Here is a 20,960-nt window from a genome sequence, read left to right on the forward strand (position 1 = left end):
GTCGAAGGAGGCGCAGCCCCAAAGCTGCGCCTTCGCCGTATCCGGCGGACACTGCCGAATGTGACCAGGCCGAATGTGACCACGCCGAATGCGACCAGGCCGAATGCGACCAGGCCGGGTGCGACCACGCCGAGTGGGACCGCAGCCCTCGCCCGCCGGGTGGCCGCGCCGCTGGGCGTCGCCGCCGCGCTGGCGGCGGCCGTCGGGTACGTTGCCGCCTTCGACCCCGGCCGGCCGGGCCCCTACCCGCCGCCGTGCCCGCTGCTGCACTACGCGGGCCTGTACTGCCCGGGCTGCGGCGGTCTGCGCGGGCTCCACGCCCTCGCCCACGGCGACCTCGCCCGGGCGGCGGGCTGCAACGCGCTCGCCCTCGCCGGGTACGCGGTGTTCGCGGCCCTCTGGGTGATCTGGCTGATCCGCGCCGCCCGCCACGGCGACACGGGCCTGCGGATCGCCCTGCGGGCGGGGCACTGGTGGACCGTGGGAGCGGTGATCGCGGCCTTCACGGTCGTACGGAACCTGCCGTGGGGCGCGGCGCTCGCGCCATGAGCCCGGTGAGCCCGGCCGGCTCACGCCCGGGACCGGTTCACACCGCAAGATCCACCGAAAGATCGCCTTCGCCCCGAAAGATCCACACCACCGCAACCGGATGCGAATCCTTCGGCTACGGGCAAGTACCATCGCACCATGCCCTCCGAGGGCAGAAGACCATCCGAGTCCGGAAGGGGGCCGCTCGCGTGAGTGTGCTCGACGAGATCATCGACGGAGTCCGTGCCGACCTCGCCGAGCGGCAGGCGCGTGTCACCCTCGACGAGCTCAAGGAGCGCGCGGCCAAGGCTCCGCAGGCCAAGGACGGCGTCGCCGCCCTGCGCGGCGAGAACGTCAGCGTGATCTGCGAGGTCAAGCGCTCCAGCCCGTCCAAGGGCGCGCTCGCCGCGATCGCCGACCCGGCCGGCCTGGCCGCGGACTACGAGGCGGGCGGTGCGGCCGTCATCAGTGTGCTGACCGAGCAGCGTCGCTTCGGCGGCTCGCTCGCCGACCTGGAGGCCGTCCGCGCCCGCGTGGACATCCCCGTCCTGCGCAAGGACTTCATCGTCACCGCCTACCAGCTGTGGGAGGCCCGCGCGTACGGCGCGGACCTGGCCCTGCTGATCGTCGCCGCGCTGGAGCAGGAGGCGCTGGTCTCCCTGATCGAGCGCGCCGAGTCCATCGGGCTCACCCCGCTGGTCGAGGTGCACGACGAGGAGGAGGTCCGGCGCGCGGTCGACGCGGGCGCCCGCATCATCGGCGTCAACGCCCGGAACCTCAAGACCCTGGAGGTCGACCGGGACAACTTCGCCCGGGTCGCCCCCGAGATCCCGGACGGCATCATCAAGATCGCCGAGTCCGGGGTGCGCGGTCCCCACGACCTGATCGCCTACGCCAACGACGGGGCCGACGCCGTACTGGTCGGCGAGTCCCTGGTGACCGGCCGCGACCCGAAGACGGCCGTCGCCGACCTGGTGGCCGCCGGCGCCCACCCGGCGCTGCGGCACGGACGGGGCTGACCCTCGCCATGACCGGCCGCCGCCGCACCCGCCGCACGGTACCGGGCCGATGCCCGGCCCCCGTCGGCGTGCGCGCGGCCGGACCGGCGGCGGCCGGGCTGCCGGCCCAGGGCCCCTACGCGGGCCTGGCCCGGGGCTGCCGCCCCCGGGGCTGCCGCGCGCCCGCGCGGCGCGTGCGCGGCCGCCGCGTCCGGTATCACATCGGCTGTGAGCCGGGGCAGATCAACGGACGCCGATGGCGACGGAACGGGCACCGGTAACAGCGTTTCCGTTCATCCGTCATCGAGGAGATACGTCCGTGTCCTCCGAATTCTTCGTTCCCGACCCCGAGGGTCTGGTGCCGAACGCGTCCGGCTACTTCGGCGCGTTCGGCGGCAAGTTCATCCCCGAGGCGCTCGTCGCCGCCGTCGACGAGGTCGCCGCCGAGTACGAGAAGGCCAAGGCGGACCCCGCCTTCGCCGCAGAGCTCAATGACCTGATGGTCAACTACACCGGGCGCCCCAGCGCCCTGACCGAGGTGCCGCGCTTCGCCGCGCACGCGGGTGGCGCCCGCGTCTTCCTCAAGCGCGAGGACCTCAACCACACCGGCTCCCACAAGATCAACAACGTGCTGGGCCAGGCGCTGCTCACCAAGCGCATGGGCAAGACCCGCGTCATCGCGGAGACCGGCGCCGGCCAGCACGGCGTCGCCACCGCCACCGCCTGCGCCCTCTTCGGCCTCGAGTGCACCATCTACATGGGCGAGGTCGACACCCAGCGGCAGGCACTGAACGTCGCCCGCATGCGGATGCTCGGCGCCGAGGTCATCGCCGTGAAGTCCGGCAGCCGCACCCTGAAGGACGCCATCAACGAGGCGTTCCGCGACTGGGTCGCCAACGTCGACCGCACGCACTACCTCTTCGGCACGGTCGCCGGCCCGCACCCCTTCCCGGCGCTCGTCCGCGACTTCCACCGCGTCATCGGCGTCGAGGCCCGCCGCCAGATCCTGGAACGCACCGGCCGGCTGCCGGACGCCGCCGTCGCCTGCGTCGGCGGCGGCTCGAACGCCATCGGCCTCTTCCACGCCTTCCTGCCCGACACCTCCGTCCGCCTCATCGGCTGCGAGCCCGGCGGCCACGGCGTGCCCACCGGCGAGCACGCCGCCACCCTCACCGCCGGCACGCCCGGCATCCTGCACGGCTCGCGCTCGTACGTCCTGCAGGACGAGGACGGCCAGATCACCGAGCCGTACTCCATCTCCGCCGGCCTCGACTACCCCGGCATCGGCCCCGAGCACTCCTACCTCAAGGACGTCGGCCGCGCCGAGTACCGCGCCGTGACCGACGACGAGGCCATGCAGGCACTGCGCCTCCTCTCGCGCACCGAGGGCATCATCCCGGCGATCGAGAGCGCCCACGCGCTCGCGGGGGCGCTCGACGTCGGCCGCGAGCTGGGCGAGGACGGCATCGTCCTGGTCAACCTCTCCGGCCGCGGCGACAAGGACATGGACACGGCAGCCCGCTACTTCGGGCTGTACGACGAGGGGGACAAGTGATGGCGGGCAACATCGAACTCCTGAACTCCGTCCTGGCCTCGGCCAGGGCGGAGAACCGCGCCGCGCTCGTCGGCTACCTCCCGGCCGGCTTCCCCACCGTCGACGGCGGCGTGCAGGCCATGACCGCCATGCTCGACGGCGGCTGCGACGTCGTCGAGGTCGGCCTCCCGCACAGCGACCCCGTGCTGGACGGCCCGGTCATCCAGACCGCCGACGACATCGCCCTGCGCGCCGGAGTGAAGATCGCCGACGTGATCCGCACGGTCGGCGAGGTGCACACCGCCACGGGCGCGCCCATCCTCTGCATGACGTACTGGAACCCCGTCGACCGCTACGGCGTCGAGCGGTTCGCCGCCGACCTGGCCGCCGCCGGGGGAGCGGGCTGCATCCTGCCGGACCTGCCGGTCGAGGAGTCCGAGATCTGGCGCAAGGCCGCCGAGCAGCACGGTCTCGCCACCGTCTTCGTCGTCGCCCCCAGCAGCCGCGACGAACGACTCGCGAAGATCACGGCGGCGGGCAGCGGCTTCGTCTACGCCGCCTCGCTCATGGGCGTCACCGGCACCCGCGAGTCCGTCGGCAACGAGGCCCAGGAACTCGTCCGGCGCACCCGCGCGGTGACCGACCTGCCGGTCTGCGTCGGCCTCGGCGTCTCCACCCCGGACCACGCTGCGGAGGTCGCGCAGTTCGCCGACGGTGTCATCGTCGGCTCCGCCTTCGTCAAGCGCCTCCTGGACGCCCCCGACCCGGACAGCGGCCTGGCCGCCGTGCGGGCCCTCGCGGGTGAGCTCGCGGAGGGTGTGCGCAAGCGCGCGTAACCCGCGTAACCCTTTGGAAGGAACTGCGGACCGGGGGCGCGCGTGGGCGTGCCCCCGGTTCGTTGTACTTCGTTGTACGGGGACGTGAGCCAGAAGAACAACGACGGAAAGCGCAGCGCCCGCGAGCGGCTGCAGGAACAGCGCCGCAAGGAGGAGGCCCGCGCCAAGCGGAAGCGGAGCCTCATCGCCGGCGCCGTGGTGCTCGCCGTCCTCGGCGTGGGCGCCGGCGTCGCGGCCCTGGTCGCCACGTCCGGCAAGAAGGACGAGCAGAAGGCCGCCGGCCCCCTGATCGCCCCCCAGGGCGCCACCGGCAAGGACGACCTGGCCATCCCCGTCGGCAACCCCGCCGCGAAGGCCACCCTCACGGTCTACGAGGACTTCCGCTGCCCGGCCTGCGCCCAGTTCGAGAACGGCTACCGGGACACGGTCCATGCCCTCCAGGACAAGGGCCAGCTCAAGGCCGAGTACCACATCGTCACCCTCATCGACAAAAACCTCCACGGCACCGGCTCCCTCAACGCCGCCAACGCGGCGGCCTGCGCCCAGGACGCGGGCAAGTTCCTCGCGTACCACGACGAGCTCTACAAGAACCAGCCCCCGGAGACGGACGACGCCTACGGCAAGAAGCCGCGCCTGCTGGAACTGGCGGGCAAGGTGGGCGGCCTGGAGTCCCCGTCGTTCGAGAAGTGCGTCGACGAGGGCACCCACAACACGTGGGTGAAGAAGTCCCAGGAGTCCTTCAGCTCCTCCTCCTACCGCGCGACCCCGACGGTCCTGCTGAACGGCAAGAGCATCTACGGGGACATGAGCAACCCGCTGACGCCGGAGAAACTGCGGCAGATGGTGGCGGCGGCACAGAAGGGCGGGAAGCCGAACGCAGCGCGGAAAAGCGCAAGCCCGAGCCGGAGCCTGAGCCCGGCGGGCTGAGCGCGTCCCGGGTCTCGTCGCCCACCGTCAGCTCCTCGACGAGGGCGAGACACTGGGCGACGAGCTCGGGGCCCGGGGGGCCGGCCGTGCTGTACCCCAGGAGCTGGCAGAGATCGTCGAGGGCGACGTCTGACGGTGGTATCGGCTCATGGCCGGGGACGGTCATACCACCCATCATCCAGCTTCCCTTGCACGGCGGAGAAATGGACGCGGACAGCATGGACATTCTGGCCGGCGCCCGGGTGGCGACCCGCCTCCCGGCCCAGGACCTCGACCGGGCCCGGCGCTTCTACGCGGAGCGGCTCGGCCTGGAACCCGTCGACGAACGACCGGGCGGGCTGCTCTACCGGTGCGGGGGAGCGGACTTCGTGGTCTTCCGCTCGACGGGCGCCTCGCCGGGGACGTTCACGCAGATGGCCTGGGAGGTCGAGGACATCGAGCGGGTCGTCGCCGAGCTGCGGGGGCGCGGCGTGGTGTTCGAGGAGGTCGACGTCCCGGGCTTCCGCACGAGCGGCGGAATCGCCGAGATCGAGGGCAACTACCCGAGCAAGGGCGCGCGGGGTGAGCGCGGCGCGTGGTTCCGGGACAGTGAGGGGAATCTGCTGGGGATCGGCCAGCCGATGGTGTGAGTACAGGCCGGCGGTAAAGGGCTGCCCCGTGGCGCTCATGGACACGGTGACGGCGCAGAAACAGTAACGGAACTACAACTTCCGTACCCTGACGGTGCGAAATATCCCTTTTGGGTTTGAGTGAAGATCGTCTAAGTAGTAGACATGGACGATTTTTGTTCACTCAAGAGGGAAAGTCGTGTGTTTCACGCGATATATAGCCTTGGTCATGGCGTTCGCCATGGCCTTGCTATGCGGCACCGAACAGGTGGCGCTAGCAGTCGATCAATGGAATCGAAGTTCACCCGGGGCTTCAGACGCCCCCGATCAGCGATGGGGATCAGCAGCCGACCGAGATCACCGCACGCCTGGTGGTGTCACCGAGGCCGAGGCGGAAGGTGGTCGGTCAGCAGCCCTGGAGGCGCCGGGACAGTTGCCGCCCGAGCGCAAGCTGACTCAGCGTGAGCTGACTGGCCGGCCGCAGGAACCCAAGATGAGCCCGGCCGAGCCGGCCGAGGCTCCTGAGCTGCCCGAGCCGAAGGGCTTCTCCGAGCAGAAGAGCAAAGAGCTCCCCACCGAGCGTCAGGAGCGCCAGCGGACCTTCCTCAACGAGGACGGGACCTACACGACCCGGCATTACAACGAGCCGGTCAACTATCGCGCCGCCGACGGCACGTGGGAGCAGATTGACTCCACGCTGGCTCGGTCGGATCAGAAGAGCTCGTCGCCCGCTCCGCTGTGGGAGACCCGCTCCACCGCCGTCGCGATCCGCTTCTCCGCCACGGCGGACGCGGACCCGGTGCTCCGCATGGGCCTGGGTGACAGAGTCGCGATGAGCTACGGCCTTCAGGGCGCCTCGCATGTGACGGGTGTGGTGGACGGCAGCGTCATCACCTACCCTGACGCTCGGCCGTCCGCTGATCTCCGGTACATAGCGAGCAACGACACGGTCAAGGAGACCCTCGTCCTCAAGAGCAAGGACGCGCCCACCGAGTGGCGCTTCCTGCTCAGCGCCGAGGGACTTACCGCCAACCTCGACGACCAGGGCGGGGTGACGTTCACCGACAAGTCCGGTAAGCAGCGCGCCCGGATCCCGGCCGGCTGGATGGAGGACTCGCACCTCGCGGAGAACGCCAACCAGGGCGAGATCTCCTCAGGCGTCCGCTACAGCCTGGCGACGGACAATGGCCGTCAGGTCCTCGTCGTCACCCTTGACAAGGACTGGCTGAACGCACCGGACCGCGTGTTCCCGGTGAAGGTGGACCCGTCGGTCAAGGGTGTGGACGCCACGTCCGGCACCTACGTACAGGCCCCCTACAACACGGACTTCTCCAGTGACACGGTCCTCAAGGCGGGCACCTACGACGGCGGTACCCACAAGGCGGCGTCCTTCCTGCGCTTCGACGGTGTCGAGAGTTCGCTGAAGAACGCCTGGGTGCTCGACGCGAAGCTGTCGCTGTACAACACCTGGTCGTACTCCTGCGACGCCCGTCCCGTGACCGTCCACGCGATCACGTCCGACTGGTCCGAGTCCTCGACCAAGAGCTACCCGGGCCCGGACACGGGATCGTCCCTGGCGTCCAAGAGCTTCGCGCACGGCTGGCGCCCTCCGAACAGGGAGTCCTGGGCCTGTGGCGCGGCATGGGAGTCCATAGGCCTCGGCTCGGCCGGTCGTGACCTTGTCGGCGACTGGACCCATGGACGGAAGAAAAACTACGGACTGGCCGTCAAGGCCTCGGAGACGGACACCAAGAGCTGGAAGCAGTTCGGCTCCGACGACTACCCGAACGGCAAGCCCAGCCTGGACATCACCTGGACCCGCTACGGGGCCACGTACAAGGTCGGCGACTTCACCAAGCCGGTGACGGCCACCTCGCAGGGCTCCATGAAGGTCACCGTCACCAACCAGGGCCAGGACACCTGGACCAAGGGTGGCAAGATCCAGCTGCGCTACAACCTCTACGACGAGTCGGGCAAGGAGTACAACGACACCTCGCACGTCGCATGGACCCCCATGCCGCAGGACGTGGCACCGGGGCAGAGCGTCACCCTTGACGCGAACATCGCCGCACTGCAGCCCGCCATGTACACCCTGGTGTGGACCATGGACGTTCTCGACGGCCCCCGGTTCACCAGTGAAGGTGTTCCCGGTGCGCCCATCAAGTTCGCCGCGGTGAACCTTCCGCCGCAGCTCACCGCGGAATCCCCGGCCAGCGGCGCGATGCTGAACTCACTGACCCCCACGCTGTGGGCCGCCGGCAAGGACGAGGACCACTCCCCGTCCGGCAGCCTGCAGTACTCGTTCGAGGTCTGCGAGGTCGAGGGCAAGGACGCCCGCAAGAACTGCCGCAGCGGTCCGCGGGGCACCGCCCAGCAGTGGGCCGTCCCCAGCGGCTGGCTGTCCTGGAGCAAGAGCTACGCCTGGTACGCCTATACGTACGACGGCAAGGACACCTCCAACCGTCCCGGTCCCGCCTACTTCACCACGCAGGTACCGCAGCCCGCTGTGACCGGACACCTCGGTGGGGACAGCGGCCACGAGTTCGGTAGCCGGTCCGGAAACTACGCCACGGCTGCCACCGACGCCTCCATACCCACCGTGGGGCCGGAGCTGTCGGTGATCCGCTCGTACAACTCGCTCGATCCGCGCACCGACAACGTCTTCGGCAGTGGCTGGTCCACTCGCTGGGACATGCGGGCCGTCGCGGAGAACACTGGCAATGTCGTGGTCACGACTGCCGGAGGCAGCCGGATTCGCTTCGGTCTGAACACGGACGGCACCTACGCGGCGCCCTCGGGCAGCCCGACCACTTTGACGTCGGCGAGTGGTGGCGGATGGGTCCTCAGAGACAAGTCGGCCACCACGTACGCGTTCGACTCCACCGGACGACTGACGAAGATCACCGATGGTGCCGGGCGCGAGCAGCGGCTGACGTACACCGACGGCAAGCTCACCGAGGCCCGGGACGCGCTGTCCGGTCGCTCACTCGTGTTCGCTTGGAACGGCGACAAGGTCGCCACCGCGACAGCTAAGGGCAACGGCACCGGCGCCGACCGCCTGACGTGGACCTACACCTACACCGCTGACCGTCTCACCAAGGTCTGCCCTCCGGGCACCAGCGACAAGTGCACGGTGTACGAGTACGGCGACGGCTCGCTCTATCGGAGCATGGTGCTCGATCAGAATCCGGTCTCCTACTGGAGGCTTGGTGAGGCCCAGGGCTCGATCGCCGCAAGCGACGCTCCTTCCCGCACCGGACTGAACCAGGCCCTGTACCGGGATGTGAAGCTGGGTTCGGCCGGAGCCGTGGCGGGCACGAGCGACAAGGCGGCCACGTTCGACGGCACCAACTCCTACGTCGAGTTGCCCGAGGACACCCTCCGGACCTCGACCTTCCTGACGACCGAGCTGTGGTTCAAGACCACCAAGCCCGGCGTTCTGGTCGGGTTCCAGGACGCCCGTCTGACCGACGGCGCACCCAACGACTGGACTCCCGCCCTGTCGGTCGACAAGAACGGCAAGCTGGTCGGACAGTACTGGACCGGAAAGGTTCAGCCCATCGTCAGCACGGGTACCGTCACCGACGATGCCTGGCACCACGCCGCGCTGACAGCGGCCGGTACAACCCAGTCGCTCTACCTCGACGGTGCACTGGTCGGCACGCTCACCGGCCCCATCGACCACCGCAAGCAGTCGTTCACTTACCTGGGTGCCGGTTACAGCAGTGTCGGCTGGGACGGCCTGCCCTCCGGCGTGCGCCGCTTCACCGGTCTGATGGACGAGGTGGCCGTCTATCACCAGTCTCTCGACGCCACCACCATCGCCGAGCACTACCGCGCCCGGGGTGCGTCCGGCCGTCTGACCAAGGTCACCCTTCCGTCAGGGCGGGTCCACGCCCAGGTCGCCTACGACTCCGGTACCGGCCGACTGGCCGAAACCACGGACGACAAGGGCGGTACGTGGAAGGTCTCGGCACCGGTCTACTCCGCCGGTTCGACGGCGTACGCCGACACCGTCCGCACCTCCGGGCCAGTCGAATACTGGCGGCTGGGTGACCGCAGCGGCTCCACCGCGGCCAACGAGATCGCCGGCGGTGCTGATGGTGCTTACCGCGAGGGCGTGACGCTCGGCGCGGTCGGTGCCTTCTCCGACGGCGACGACGGTTCCGCGACGCTCGACGGCTCTGCCGGAGCAGTCGAGGTGCCCACCGACCCGTTGAAGGGTGCCAACGCGCTCTCCTTCGAGCTGTGGTTCCGCACGGGTAAGCAGGGTGTCCTGCTCGGTCTGCAGAACGCGGAGCTGGGCAAGGTGCCGACCGACTGGAACCCGAGCCTGCTGGTCGACTCGGACGGCAAGCTGCGGGGTCAGCTGTGGCACGGCAGCTCGTGGCAGCCGATCATCTCGGGCAAGAAGGTCACCGACAACGAGTGGCATCACGCGGTCCTCACCGGCGGTACCACCGGACAGGCGCTCTACCTCGACGGTGCCAAGGCCGGCTCACTGGCCGGTGCCGCAAAGCCGGAGACGCTGGACCACGCCTACCTCGGCGCCGGCTACTCCAGTGAGGGCTGGGACGGTCAGAGTGCCGGCACCCGCTATCTCACCGGTCAGCTGGACGAGGTCACCTTCTACACGAAGGAGCTGACGGAGAGCACGGTTGCCGAGCACTACCGCTCGCGCACCGGCCTCGTCTCCGGTGATGGCGCCCACTACCGGGGCACGATCACGGCGGACGCGCCGTCCGGCTACTGGCGCTTGGACGAGACCAGCGGCGACAAGGCGCACAGCAAGACCGCCGTCTACCCCGGTGACGGCACCTACAACAAGGCCAAGCTCGGCGCGACCGGTGCCTTCGGACCTGGTGACAACGGTGCGGTGACCCTGAACGGGGACGGCTCGGTCGAGCTGCCCTACGGCATCATGGGCAACACCCCTGCGATGTCGGCCGAACTGTGGTTCCGCACAGGCAAGGCGAACGCCGTCCTGCTCGGACTGCAGAACGCCGAGCTGGGCAAGGTGCCGACCGACTGGAACCCGAGCCTGCTCATCGACGCCGATGGCAAGCTGCGTGGCCAACTGTGGCACAGCGGCTCATGGAAGCCGATCATCTCGGGCACGACGGTCACCGACAGCCAGTGGCACCACGTCGTCATCACCGGTGGCGCGAGCAGCCAGTCCCTCTACCTCGACGGGACGAAGGTCGGCAGCCTGAACGAGCCGTCCAAGCCGGAGACCATGGCCCATACCTATCTGGGTGGCGGTTACTCCAGCGAGGGCTGGGACGGACAGAAGCCCGGTACCCGTTACTACACCGGTGACCTCGACGAGGCGGCCTTCTACCCCAAGGAGCTCACCGAGGAGCAGGTGGCCGAGCACTACCGGGCCATGCGCTACTCCGGGATGTCCTCGCTCACCTCGGCCATCAGTGTCACCGACCCGGCCGGCAGGACCAGCACCACCACCTACGACGCCTTGCGCAGCCAGCGCCCGGTGACGTCCACGGACGCGGAGGGTGGCCTTACCACCTACGCGTACGACACCGGTGGTTTCCTGCACACGGTCACCGACCCCAACGGACACATCGCGGTCACGGGACACGACGCTCGCGGTAACACGGTCTCCAGGACCACCTGCCGTGACGCCAACTCCTGCTGGACGTCGTTCACGGACTACTACCTCAACAGCAGCGATCCGCTCGACCCGCGCAACGACAAGCCGACCGCGACACGCGACGCCCGCTCCACGAGCGCTCGCGACGACCGCTACCGCGCGTCGATGACGTACACGACGCTCGGCCTCCCGGACACGACGGTGCTGCCCGACGGACGGAAGTCCGTCACCACCTACACCACCGGTCAGGAGTCGGCGGTTGGCGGCGGGACGATGCCGGCCGGACTGGTCCGCAGTACCACTGCACCCGGCGGCGCCTTCACGGAGTACGCCTACACCGCACAGGGCGACCTGGCACAGGCCACGGCCCCGTCCGGGCTCGTGACCCGCTACACGTACGACGGCATCGGCCGCAAGGTGTCCGAGACCCAGGTCGCCGACAGCCAGCCGAACGGTGTGACCACGACCTTCGCCTACGACGCCATGTCCCGGATCGTCTCCGAGACCGGCGCCGCGGTGAAGAACGAGATCACCGGCGCCGTGCACACGGCCAGAACGACGCGGGATTTCGATCCCGACGGCAAGCTGCTCACTGAGTCCGTCGAGGACACGACAGGCGGTGACACCAAGCGCACCGTCACCCACCACTACGACGAGCACGGTCTCGAGGACAAGACGACCGACGCGGAAGGCAACGAGACCGTCGTCTCCTACGACGCCTTCGGCCGCAAGTCCCGCACGACCGACCCCCTCGGGACGACCTACGAGTTCCGCTACACGGCCGCAGGCCGCCCTGCGGAGACGGTTCTGAAGGGTTGGAAGGGCGACCCCTCCGGGGAGGCCAAGGACCTGGTCGTGGTCTCCAACGCGTACGACCCGGCGGGCCGCCTGGCCTCGTCGACCGACGCGATGGGCGCCACCACCGCCTACACCTACTACGACGACGACAAGCTCGCTTCGAAGACCGCCAAGCGTGTCACCCAGGCGGACGGCAGCAAGCACGACGTCGTGCTCGAAACCGATGCCTATGACGGTGCGGGCAACCTCGTCCAGCAGACCGGCACCGGCGGCACGCCCACCGTCGTCAACGAGGTGGACGCCACTGGTCGCGTCAAGCGGAGCGTGCTCGACCCCAACGGTCTCAACCGCTGGACCGAGTTCACCTACGACGATGCCGACCGACCGCTCGAGCAGAAGACCGCGCTGAGTGCTCAGCGCTTCACTTACGACAAGGCAGGCAACAAGCTCACCGAGTCCGTTGTCGATGGTGACCGCACGCGTACGGCGAAGTTCACGTACGACCAGCGCGGCCTGGCCGTCACGGCGGTGAGCCCGCGCGGCACCGAGGCCGGAGCCGACGCCGCGGCGTTCACCACCACCAACCGCTACGACGCCCTCGGCCGACTCGTGGAACAGACCGCTCCGCAGGTCCAGGCCGAGAAGCCGGGCCAGCAGCCTGAGGCCGTCAAACCGACCGCTCTCAGGGGGTACAACACCTTCGGCGAGGCGACCGAGTCCCGTGCCGCGGACGGGTCGGTGACCCGCGCGGTGGTCGACAAGCTCGGCCGGCCCACCGCTGTCACCCTGCCCGACTACACCCCGCCGGGCGGACAGAAGATCACCGCTGTTTCCCGGGTCTCCTACGACGCCGTGGGCCGTAGGACGGCGACCACCGACCCGCTGGGCCGGACCGTCTCGTACACCTACGACCAGCTGGGGCATCTCATCCGGCAGTCGCTTCCGGCGACCGACCTGCTGAACGGCAACGACGGCACTGGCACCCTCCAGCAGTCGACGCTGGAGGACAAGGCGAATCGATTCACCTGGACGCCCACGGGTCTGCAGCTCTCCGCCACCGGTCCCACCGGTGCGCGGACCGAAGCCACGTACGACGAGCTCGGACGGCAGCTGACCTCGACCACTGTCGACCGTTACCCGACGCTGCAGAACTTCACCGCGCGCTATGCCTGGGACGACGCGGGTCACCAGACCTCGTCCACCAGCCCGGCGGGCCGGGTCACGACGGCGACGTACGACGTCGCCGGTGAGGTGCTGACCACCACCCTGCCGGGTGGGGGCACGGCGAAATTCGCCTACGACGCCCTCGGGCGCCAGGTCGAGTCCGTCGACGCCACGGGCCGCAAGAGCACGACGCGCTACGACGGCTTCGGCAACGTCGTCGGCACCGCCGACTACGGCACCGGTACCTCCGTCCTGCGGTCGACAAGCGCCGAGTACGACACGGAGGGCCACCGCACGTCCGTCACTTCGGCGACCGGCGCGAAGACCACCTTCGCGTACGACGCCCTGGGCCGGATGACGCAGCAGACCGAGCCGGTGGCGGACGGCAAGTCCATCACCACCGCCTTCGGCTACGACGCGATGGGCAACCGCACGCGCATGACGGACGGCCGTGGCAACACCATGACCTTCACGTTCACGCCGTGGGGCCTGCCCGAGTCCACGATCGAGCCTGCGACGGGCGCGCAGCCCAAGCCCGCCGACCGCACGTGGACCAAGATCTACGACGCGGCGGGTCAGAACGTCGCCGAGCTGATGCCCGGTGGTGTCGAGCGACACAGCACCTTCGACATCTACGGCCGACTCGTCAAGGAGACCGGCACCGGCGCCGAGGCCCAGACTCTCGACCGGACCCTCGGGTACGACCTGGCGGGTCACCTCACCAAGGCCGGTTCGGGTGACGTACTCAGCCCCAACACCTACACCTACAACGACCGTGGCGAGCTCCTGAGCACCGACGGTCCGGGAGGCAAGTCCACCTACACCTACGACGCCGACGGAGCCATGACGTCCCGGACGGACAAGTCCGGCACCACGACGTACGGCTATGACGCCGCGGGCCGGGTGAACCTCACGGTGGACGCGGTCACCGGCGGTCTGACCAGCACGTCCTACGACGCTGCCGGCCGTGTCCTGTTGGAGCAGTACGCGACGAAGACGAGCAGCTCTGGCGACTGGCAGAACGGAGGCAAGCGCGACTACGCCTACGACCAGCTCGGCCGACTTACCGGTTCCAAGGTCATGGGCACGGACGGCACCACGCAGGTCACGTCGACCGCATATGACTACGACCTCGACAATCACCTGACGGTGAAGACCACCGCCGGTGTGGCCGGTGCGGGGAAGGAGACGTACGCCTACGACAAGTCCGGGCGCCTGACCTCGTGGACGAGCGATGGCAAGACCACGACGTACGCGTGGGACGACGCCGGTAACCGAGTCAAGGCTGGTGACACCAGCGCCACCTTCGACGAGGCGAACCGTCAGTTGACGGACGGCACCACCCGCTACGGCTACACGCCGCGCGGCACGCTGTCCTCGGTCGACACCGGCAACGGAAAGCGCACCCTGACGCACGACGCCTTCGAGCGCCGGATCGCCGACGGGGACGCGACGTTCACCTACGACTCGCTCGACCGGGTGAGCCGACGTGGCGACGCTGTCTTCACCTACGACGGTGGCTCCAACAACCTGGTCTCGGACGGTTCGAGCACGTACAGCCGGACCCCCGGTGGTGCCCTGCTCGGCAGCACGGACGGCACGCTCGCGCAGCGGTCGATGACCGACCAGCACACGGACGTGGTGGCGGGGCTGTCGACCGACGGTACGAAGGTTCTGGGCTCCACGGCCTACGACCCCTTCGGATCGGTACGTGCCAAGGCAGGCTCGCGTTCGTCGCTCGGTTACCAGTCCGGCTGGACCGATCCGTCGAGCGGCGATGTCAACATGGCCGCGCGCTGGTACCAGCCGGGGGCGGGGCGCTTCGCGTCACGTGACACTTGGCAGTTGGATCCGTCGCCGGCAGCTCAGGCGAACCGGTACGTGTACGGGAATGCGTCCCCGCTGAACGGGACGGATACCAGTGGGCACTGCGTTGGGCCGGTCATTGTTCTCTGTGCTGCGGCAGCTGTGGATGCGATCGGCTACGCCACGGCGTGGACCATTGCTGGCATCGGCGCCGGTGCAGCGTGGTGGGAGTACAGCCACAGCAGTTCCGGTTCGAGCAGCAGTTCTTACGACTGGGACTGGAGCTTCAGCGACCTCACTTCGAGTGCCCAATCCGGTATCCAAGCGCAGGCCGACCACTGGGCTCGCCTGGCGGCGGACGACACCTCGTCCGACTACGACTACGACTACGACTGGGAGTATGACGGCGACGGCGGAGGTGATGGCGGCGGTGGCGGCTGCTCCTACAACTGCTACGGTGGCGGCCGCACGTGGGGTGGTCCCCGCGCCGGGAGCGGCAGTCGCGGCGTTGGCCGAGCGCTGGCGAGGCGCCTCCCGCTCCGTCCCCCGCCGCCGCCGATCGACCAGAACCCCAACAACGGCAAGAACCCGCGCCCTGCGCCGGATCGCCCGCCACTGAAGCCGGACTGGGAGCCGAACGGGGGCTGGAAGCCCAGTGACGTTGTCAACGTGATCGTCACCGCTGCTCGTATCCTCGACCTGTTCAGCAGTGACTCGCACCAGCCGGATCAGGTGGAGGAGCCCAGCACCCATCCGACGCAGGGTGCAGACCCCTCTCGCGGGGGCAGCGGGAACGCCGATCGTGACGACGATGACGTGGACTGCACGAAGCTCCTTGAGCTGAACACGGCTTCGAAGGGGATGTCAGGACCTGTGTGTTTCCGCGCCCCTAGTGGAGCCACCGCTGCTCAGATCGAAGAGCTGAAGGACCATATTGCGGCTATCAACGCGATTCCCTACTACTGGTCCCCGAAGGGGCGGGTGTCGCCGGCTAGTGAGATGGTCGGTGATGAGACGCTCAAGTCGGTAGCCGGCAAGTATCTGTATCAGCACAAGAACAAGGAAGTTAAGGGAACTCCATATGAGTACAAGGGGAAGGTTGCTGGGCATCTTCCTGACACGACGTGGTCCGGGAAAGAGAAGCCGTATTGCTGGCACCAGCAGGATGCTGGTGTAAACCGCACGGTTGGTTCGTACGCCAACAAGTACCCGGTGGGATATAAGCCGACTGGGTTCTACTATGCCGGCGTGAGAGGGAATCCCGGTACCTACACCACGGAGTATGAGTCCGGCTCGGTCTCTGCGGGCTCGTATGGGATCTGTCAGATCAGTAGACAGCCGTGATGGCTCGATTTTCGCTGGCTTCGATTTCGATGGAGGTGCGTTGAAGATGCGGGATCTGATCGCGCTACTTGTGGAGAAGCGTGATGGGGAGAGCGTGGAGGAGCCGGGTCTATGGAGTCCACTGAATCTCCGTCCACCCGCTACCTTGTCGCAGCTGGCTGACCTGGAGGGTGTGATCGGCCAGCCTCTAGAAGTCGGGTACCGGGAATTTCTCTTGGTGAGTGACGGCGTGGAAAGCTTTCACCAGGAAATGCCTATCCTTGGCTGTAGGGATTGGCCTGACAGTCCAGATTTGGTGCGTGCTCTGTCGTTTCTAGAGATGATCCAGGACATGGGTACACTCGAGGACGAGGGGCTGCCCCCTGACACCAAACTGGTTCCCGTCTCCGTGGACGAATACGAGACCAACGGTATATTTATGATGGACACGGGGGGAGCGTTGAAGGAGCGATTTTGGTGGGTGGGTGACGGGTCAAGCATCCTCTTCCCCGGCTTCGCTGATGTCATCTCCTATGCCGTCGACCCTCGAAGCTTTCTCTCCAAGTAGCTATGGCGGTATGCCGGGCATTTGTTGCTCGGCTAAGTAGGGAAAGTAATGACAGCCCGCCCCGATACGTCGGAGCGGGCTGTCGTATGCCTTCCAACCTGCTCACCCCCGTCGTCGTCCGCTCCACCGGTGTCCAGAGCTCGGCCTCGCCTCTGCACCGTCCGGAGAGGCCTGCACGCTCAGAATTTCCGGGCATGGTGCCGCACTCGACATCCTGTGCCCGCTTCGGTCGGGCGGCGACTGGGGGGGCGGACCAGGCGTGCGCCGACCGCAGATGGGCGCTGTTGGTCACCCCGGGGATGTCCGAGGCTCTTGCCATGATCCAGCCTCAGACCGTTCGCTTTCGCCCGCGTGGCCGGCCTTGTGGGCGAGCAGGGTCTCAGCAGTCCTGATAGCGATGACAGGCGAGTTCGAGCGCCAGCACGGCTTTCCCCCGGGGGCCAACGAAGTCCGGCAGACCAACCATGACGATCAGGCTGCGGCTCGCACGCTTGCCCAAGCAAGTCTCATCACTGCTGACCTGGTCACCTTCTAAGACAACATCGGCGAGGTCACCTGGGCGGACGTCGCCAACGGCTACTTCGTCGAGTTCACAGGTGATGGAGCGATCCCTGACACGGCTCGTCGTCAACGGCGAACACGGATTCCTTCAGATGCGGGAGGGGGCGGCCCCGTGATCCGCGATAGCCGCTCCGGTATGCCGGAACGGCCATAGCATTGAGGTGACTGTGAGCACCGCCCAGACTGCGCGCACGCTGCGACACTGATCAGGCGTGCGCCTGTCGCAGGTGGACGCCCATGGCCGCCGTCAGCAGCTCGGCGCGCCGCAGGTCGCCGGCCTGCAGGGCGTGGGTGCGGCGGAGTTTGATCTCCTGGCATTCCTCGCACCGTGGCCGTGCAGGGGCGATGGTCGCCGTATCGACGGTCCGGTCGTGTGTCACCGCGTCCACCTCCGCCCGCTGCGGTGGTTCGCGTCGGCGACCTTGACACGCAGCTGGTCGTTCGCGGTCGCGGGCTGGACGTCGCAGGGCAGCGCCTCCCACTCGCGCCCGCCTACGGGCGCCCGGAGCCACAGCCGGCCGTCGGCCGTGCTCATCACCTCGCCGACGCGATCCCGCCGCACATCAACCACCAGGGCTCCGACCTCCGGGCCTGCGTCTACCCGACGGAACCGCCGGGGGATATCGTCCAGCACGTTGACGCTCCTCTGCAGCGTTGGCCACGCCCCCGGACCGTTCGCGCGGTCGCGGGGGTTCATGTCTCACGGCATGCTCGTATGTCGCCGTGCTCACACGGGAGTTGACCGGCATTGACTAAACTGGAGGAACCGGTCAATGCCTAGGGGTTCACCGTGAGTGACTTCGCCGATCTCGCCCGTCGGGCCTTGCAGGACAGCGGATATTCGATGCGCGCGGCGGCCCGCGCCATTCACTACGACCTGTCGTACCTTTCGCGCGTACTGAACGGAAAGCAGGCCCCTTCCGCGAAGTTGGCGGACGCCTTGGACGGGTTGGTCGGCGCCGGGGGAGCCCTGTCCGCCGTGCTGCTGGACGACGATGAGCACTCCCGGGTCATCCGCAGCGCGGAGCGACCGTCCCGTGTCGATGCCGGGACCGTGGATGCCCTGGCTCGTGTGCTTTCCGCCTACCGGCGCCTGGACGACGCTCTCGACCCTGAGTCGGTCATCCCGGCGACGCTCACGCAGGTGAATGACGTCACGCGCATGCTCAAGGGAGCCAGAGGGGTGCACAGGGACCGGCTCGTCGCGGTGGCGTCGGAGTACGCGCAGTTCGCCGGTTGGATGCTCGCCCAGGTGCGCCGCGATGACGAAGCGGTGTCGCTGCTGACGCAGGCGCTGGAACTGGCCGACGAGATCGGGGACGGCACCCTCGCCGCCCAGGCGCTGAACTTCCGCGGCTACCTCGCGCGCCGACAGGGACGGCAGCAAGGCGTCGCCAGATGGTATTCCGCCGCCGCCCACACGCCCGGGGCGCACCCGGCACAGCGGCTCGGCGACATGCTCCAGTCGGCCGCCGGACTGGCGGCGCTGGGCGAGACCGACCGTGCCCTGCGCATGGTGGACGACGCCGAGCGCCTCGCCGACACGGCGGCGGCCGTCCCACCCCCGGAAACGGCCTACTGGCTGACGCCCGGGTTCAACCGGTTGAACATGGGCCTGTGCACCCTCGCCCTGGGGCGCTACGACGAAGCCGCCGATCACTTCTCCGCCGGGCTTGCGGCGCTGCCGCCCGACCAGCAGGGTGCCGCCTGGACACGCGAGCACCGGGACGCGCTCGCGCGGGCCGTGGCGGTCCGCTGAGCGCGTCCCGGCGTTCCGGGCGTCAGCCCGCCGTGGTCCGCTCCACCGGTATCCAGAGCTCGGCCTCCGCGTCCGTGCCGTCCTCCGAGGGGCGGACCCGGAGGATCTCCGGGCCCGGCCGGCTGGCGTACGGGTTGGAGGGGAACCACTGGGTGAAGACGTCGCGCCACATGAACTGCAGCGCCTCCGGGAAGCGGCCCGAACTCTCGAACACCGCCCAGGTGCCGGCCGGAACGCTCAGGACGTCCAGACCCGTGGTGTCCCGTGTGTCCTCCGGACCGAGCACCGCACCGTGGTAGTAGTCGAACTCCGTACCCTCGGCACGGCTCGGGTCCAGGTCGTCGCAGACGTTGACCAGGCCGCGGGGCTCCTGCTCCGAGCCGGCGGCCAGTTCCTCCAGCCGCCGCCGTGTGTCCTGGTCGATGCCGCGCATGAACTCGACCATCGACGGGTTCAACCCCTGGTGTATGAGCGGCAGGCGTGCCTTGGCGCCGACCACCCGGAACTCGTCCCTCTCCACAATCCGGTATCGCATGCTGCTGCTCCCTTCGACGATGAGGCGGAAGGACATCCGGGGCTGCGACTGCAGCGCCGCGCCGGTGCGCCGGGCTTCCCCCGGGCCGATGCCGTGCACCGCGCGGAAAGCGCGGGCGAAGGCCTCGGCCGAGCCGTAGCCGTAGCGGACGGCGATGTCGAGCAGGGTGTGCCGCCCTGCCAGAACGTCCGCCCCGGCGACCGTGAGCCGCCGGCGGCGGATGTACTCGGACAGCGGGACGCCCGCCAATGCCGAGAACAGCCGCCGGAAGTGGTACTCCGACGTCATCGCGATCCGGGCGAGGTCGTCCACTGCGAGGGGGCGGTCGAGATGCTCCTCGATGTGGTCCAGGGCCCTGTTGAGATGTTCGAGCACCCGGGCTCTCCTTCCGTTTCCTTGACGCCCGTCACGCTACGAAGGAGACACCTTGCCGCACCCGACATCCTGTGCCCGCTTCGGTCGGGTAGCGGGGGACGCCCCCGAACCAGGTGGAGACTGTTGGTCGCCCCGGGGATGTCAGTGGCTCATGCCATGATCCGGCCTCATGAATGACCGTTCGCTTTCGCCCGCGTGGCTGGCCTCGTGGATGAGCAGGGTTTCGGAGGCCCTGAAGGCGATGACGGACGAGTTCGAGCGCCGGTACGGCTTTCCCCCGGGCACCAATGAGGTCCGGCCGGCCAACCATGACGATCAGGCTGCGGCTCGCATGCTTGCCCAAGTGGGCCCCGTCCCTGCTGGCCTGGTCACCTTCTATGACAGCGTCGGCGAGGTCATCTGGGCAGACGTCGGCAACGGCTACTTCGTCGAGTCCGCGGGTGACGTCCTGCTACGGCTCGAGGAATACGGCGCTGTGGATGTCGGCGCGCACCAGAAGGCCGGTGGTCTGGCCATCGGCTCGAACGGCGGTGGCCTGTTCTATGTTGTCCGCCCTGATGGGGCGGTCTACCGAACGCGGACGGCGTCGCTGGACGAACCCGAGCTCGACCGGGTGGCTGATGACTTATGGCAGTTCCTGGAACTGCTGGAGCGATCCCTGACCCGGTTCGTCGCTGACGGTGAACCGGGATTCCTGTAGGTGCGGTGCTCGACACCTCATTGTGTTAGTAGTTGTAAGCAGACAGAGAGTGTGAAATGAGTTCTGGAGTTCAAGCAGGGTCTGGAAGGGACACACTTGAGGGTCTGCGTGCCGTCATGCCTACGCACGATGGTGCGGGGGACCAAGTTGACTGGGAGCAGTCCGAGCGCCTGTGGCAGGTGGGGTTTCCGCAGGATTACGTTGCCTTCATGGCGGAGTACGGGGAGGGCGTGATCGATGATTTCTTGAGTATTCTCCAACCCTTGCCGACCCCCGGCCGCGAATCGATGGGCAGAATGCGCTACCCGACCCCGAACGCGCGAGGAAGA

Annotated in this window: 14 protein-coding genes and 1 pseudogene; 11 read left to right on the top strand and 4 right to left on the bottom strand. The window is 68.3% G+C overall.

Annotation, left to right across the window (positions count from 1 at the left end; all coding sequences use genetic code 11):
• Positions 1–159: 159 nt before the first annotated feature.
• From AB0K09_RS11820 to AB0K09_RS11855, 8 genes are all read left to right on the top strand, one after another.
• Positions 160–549, top strand: coding sequence for a DUF2752 domain-containing protein (locus AB0K09_RS11820; protein ID WP_366065175.1), 390 nt, complete (start codon positions 160–162; stop codon positions 547–549).
• A 188-nt stretch (positions 550–737) separates the two neighbouring features.
• Entirely contained in the window at positions 738–1,547 is an 810-nt protein-coding gene (gene trpC / locus AB0K09_RS11825) for an indole-3-glycerol phosphate synthase TrpC (RefSeq protein ID WP_366065176.1), read from the top strand.
• A 298-nt stretch (positions 1,548–1,845) separates the two neighbouring features.
• Complete coding sequence (gene trpB / locus AB0K09_RS11830) at positions 1,846–3,081, top strand: tryptophan synthase subunit beta (protein ID WP_366065177.1); 1,236 nt, start codon at positions 1,846–1,848, stop codon at positions 3,079–3,081.
• Positions 3,081–3,896, top strand: coding sequence for a tryptophan synthase subunit alpha (trpA, locus tag AB0K09_RS11835; RefSeq protein WP_366065178.1), 816 nt, complete (start codon positions 3,081–3,083; stop codon positions 3,894–3,896). Before trpB ends, trpA begins: the two co-directional genes overlap by 1 nt.
• Positions 3,897–3,980: 84 nt before the next feature.
• Positions 3,981–4,823 (top strand): thioredoxin domain-containing protein, encoded by an 843-nt coding sequence (locus AB0K09_RS11840; RefSeq protein ID WP_366065179.1) that lies wholly within the window; start codon positions 3,981–3,983, stop codon positions 4,821–4,823.
• Between the two features lie 203 nt (positions 4,824–5,026).
• On the top strand, positions 5,027–5,452 hold the full coding sequence (locus AB0K09_RS11845; protein WP_366065180.1) for a VOC family protein: 426 nt from the start codon (positions 5,027–5,029) through the stop codon (positions 5,450–5,452).
• A gap of 472 nt (positions 5,453–5,924) precedes the next feature.
• Positions 5,925–16,154, top strand: a complete 10,230-nt coding sequence (locus AB0K09_RS11850) for a LamG-like jellyroll fold domain-containing protein (RefSeq protein ID WP_366065181.1) — start codon at positions 5,925–5,927, stop codon at positions 16,152–16,154.
• Positions 16,155–16,200: 46 nt separating this feature from the next.
• Positions 16,201–16,701, top strand: coding sequence for an SMI1/KNR4 family protein (locus tag AB0K09_RS11855; RefSeq protein ID WP_366065182.1), 501 nt, complete (start codon positions 16,201–16,203; stop codon positions 16,699–16,701).
• Between the two features lie 379 nt (positions 16,702–17,080).
• On the opposite strand, the gene AB0K09_RS11860 is transcribed toward AB0K09_RS11855, so the two are convergent.
• From AB0K09_RS11860 to AB0K09_RS11870, 3 genes are all read right to left on the bottom strand, one after another.
• The gene (locus AB0K09_RS11860; protein WP_366065183.1) at positions 17,081–17,332 is read right to left on the bottom strand and encodes a hypothetical protein; all 252 of its coding nucleotides are present in this window, start codon (positions 17,330–17,332) and stop codon (positions 17,081–17,083) included.
• 136 nt (positions 17,333–17,468) lie between these two features.
• Entirely contained in the window at positions 17,469–17,642 is a 174-nt protein-coding gene (locus tag AB0K09_RS11865; RefSeq protein ID WP_366065184.1) for a hypothetical protein, read from the bottom strand.
• Positions 17,639–17,833 (bottom strand): hypothetical protein, encoded by a 195-nt coding sequence (locus tag AB0K09_RS11870; RefSeq protein ID WP_366065185.1) that lies wholly within the window; start codon positions 17,831–17,833, stop codon positions 17,639–17,641. Before AB0K09_RS11870 ends, AB0K09_RS11865 begins: the two co-directional genes overlap by 4 nt.
• A 219-nt stretch (positions 17,834–18,052) precedes the next feature.
• Here AB0K09_RS11870 and AB0K09_RS11875 point away from each other — a divergent pair, with 219 nt between their 5' ends.
• Entirely contained in the window at positions 18,053–19,021 is a 969-nt protein-coding gene (locus AB0K09_RS11875; RefSeq protein ID WP_366065186.1) for a helix-turn-helix transcriptional regulator, read from the top strand.
• 22 nt (positions 19,022–19,043) lie between these two features.
• Here the strand turns inward: AB0K09_RS11875 and AB0K09_RS11880 are convergent, their stop codons facing one another.
• The gene (locus AB0K09_RS11880; protein WP_366065187.1) at positions 19,044–19,931 is read right to left on the bottom strand and encodes an AraC family transcriptional regulator; all 888 of its coding nucleotides are present in this window, start codon (positions 19,929–19,931) and stop codon (positions 19,044–19,046) included.
• Between the two features lie 241 nt (positions 19,932–20,172).
• On the opposite strand from AB0K09_RS11880, the gene AB0K09_RS11885 reads away from it, so the two are divergent.
• Both AB0K09_RS11885 and AB0K09_RS11890 read left to right on the top strand, forming a co-directional pair.
• Positions 20,173–20,631 (top strand): SMI1/KNR4 family protein, encoded by a 459-nt coding sequence (locus tag AB0K09_RS11885; protein WP_366065188.1) that lies wholly within the window; start codon positions 20,173–20,175, stop codon positions 20,629–20,631.
• Between the two features lie 116 nt (positions 20,632–20,747).
• Positions 20,748–20,960 (top strand): annotated as a pseudogene (locus tag AB0K09_RS11890) (SMI1/KNR4 family protein); the annotation flags it as partial.

It is taken from the genome of Streptomyces sp. NPDC049577, assembly GCF_040675635.1.
Classification (GTDB): Bacteria; Actinomycetota; Actinomycetes; order Streptomycetales; family Streptomycetaceae; genus Streptomyces.

Coding starts and splice junctions, on each gene's coding strand:
- trpA (WP_366065178.1), top strand. CDS start 3,081: ATGGCGGGCAACATCGAACTCCTGAACTCCGTCCTGGCCTCGGCCAGG.
- AB0K09_RS11845 (WP_366065180.1), top strand. CDS start 5,027: ATGGACGCGGACAGCATGGACATTCTGGCCGGCGCCCGGGTGGCGACC.
- AB0K09_RS11850 (WP_366065181.1), top strand. CDS start 5,925: ATGAGCCCGGCCGAGCCGGCCGAGGCTCCTGAGCTGCCCGAGCCGAAG.
- AB0K09_RS11855 (WP_366065182.1), top strand. CDS start 16,201: ATGCGGGATCTGATCGCGCTACTTGTGGAGAAGCGTGATGGGGAGAGC.
- AB0K09_RS11885 (WP_366065188.1), top strand. CDS start 20,173: ATGACGGACGAGTTCGAGCGCCGGTACGGCTTTCCCCCGGGCACCAAT.